Annotated in this window: 1 protein-coding gene; it reads left to right on the top strand. The window is 37.4% G+C overall.

All coding sequences use genetic code 11. The features are described from left to right. Positions 1-552: 552 nt before the first annotated feature. Positions 553-1,456, top strand: a 904-nt coding sequence (locus FAY47_RS19755) for a reverse transcriptase N-terminal domain-containing protein (protein WP_185966926.1), incomplete at its 3' end; no start/stop codon positions are given.

Below are 1,456 nucleotides of genomic sequence, written 5' to 3' on the forward strand. Positions count from 1 at the left end.
TTTCAAGTGTGACAAGAAGTTGCGTGATACATTGTCGTTAGACTACCCCATCCATTCGGGGTAACTCTATCGTGACTAGCGTGAATGGTAACGTTCGGGTTAGAAAGCTCACGAGACAATGTGGAAGTCCGAGTAGCCTAAACTGGGGCAACTGCTAGAGTAAGAATACTATGGAGAACGTAAAGTGAATTATTGTAGGAATCGTTACGCTGGAGAAAGCGAAATAGGCTGAAACGCTTTGACCAAAATGGTAAGGAGTCGAGCAAAGGCCAACTGTTAAACCAATGCGAATGGATAAAGAACTCCCGGTTTAAAGATGACTCCTAAGGCATTTATAATTATGTATTACGTGGAACTTGGTAAACCCTATATGTTCCTCTACCGAGAGGTATCTAACTGTAAAGGGCGAAACGACATAGAGGGCAGAAGAAAAGGATAAAAAGCGAAGGCTGATTTTGTAATGAAAACAGATAGGAGTTCAAACTTTGCTCTAACCTGAAAGGGTGCAGACTTATCCTATGGTATTTCTTAGCAGGAAAGGATTATATATTTATGAATTTTAGTAATTCAACGACGGATAAAACCGAGAGACTAAAAGACACAAAATCACTTGCCTTTCAATGGGAAACGATTGACTGGAAACAAGTTGAATATGATGTTAATAGACTACAAACCCGAATCGCTAAGGCAACAGTAAAAGGAGACAAAAATAAAGTCAAAAGATTACAATACCTATTAACCCACTCTTTTTCAGCTAAAGCCTATGCTGTAAAAAAAGTAAAAACAAATAAAGGGAAAAACACACCAGGAGTAGATAAGAAATTATGGTCTACCTCTGCTTCGAAGATGAAAGCAGTGCTTTCGCTCACCGATAAAAACTATAAAGCAAAGCCTTTAAGACGAGTATATATCGAAAAGAAAGGTAAAAAGCAGAAACGTCCATTAGGGATACCAACGATGTATGATAGAGCAATGCAAACCTTATATGCGTTAGCACTTGAGCCAATCTCAGAAACAAAAGGCGATTCTATTTCCTTTGGATTCCGTCGAGGAAGAAGTTCAAAAGACGCCTGTGAGCAGATATTCTGTGTATTAGCTAGAAAATGTTCTCCAACATGGATACTTGAAGGTGACATTAAAGGTTGCTTTGATAACATTAACCATGAATGGTTGCAAAACAATATACCAATGGATAAAAGTATTATGAAACAGTTCCCAAAATCAGGATATATATATGAAGAAAAACTATTTCCAACAGAAACGGGTTCGCCACAAGGCGGAGCAATCTCTAGTATATATGCAAATATGACATTAGATGGACTCGAAAAAGTGATTCAAGACAAATACCATAGAAATTCAAAAGGTAAAATAGAAAATCACTATAGAGCCAAAACTAAAGTTAATTTGATTCGTTATGCCGATGACTTCATTATCACCGCAAACTCAAAAGAAGTTG

It is taken from the genome of Clostridium sp. HBUAS56017, from assembly GCF_007115085.1.
Taxonomy (GTDB): Bacteria; Bacillota; Clostridia; order Clostridiales; family Clostridiaceae; genus Clostridium; species Clostridium cibarium.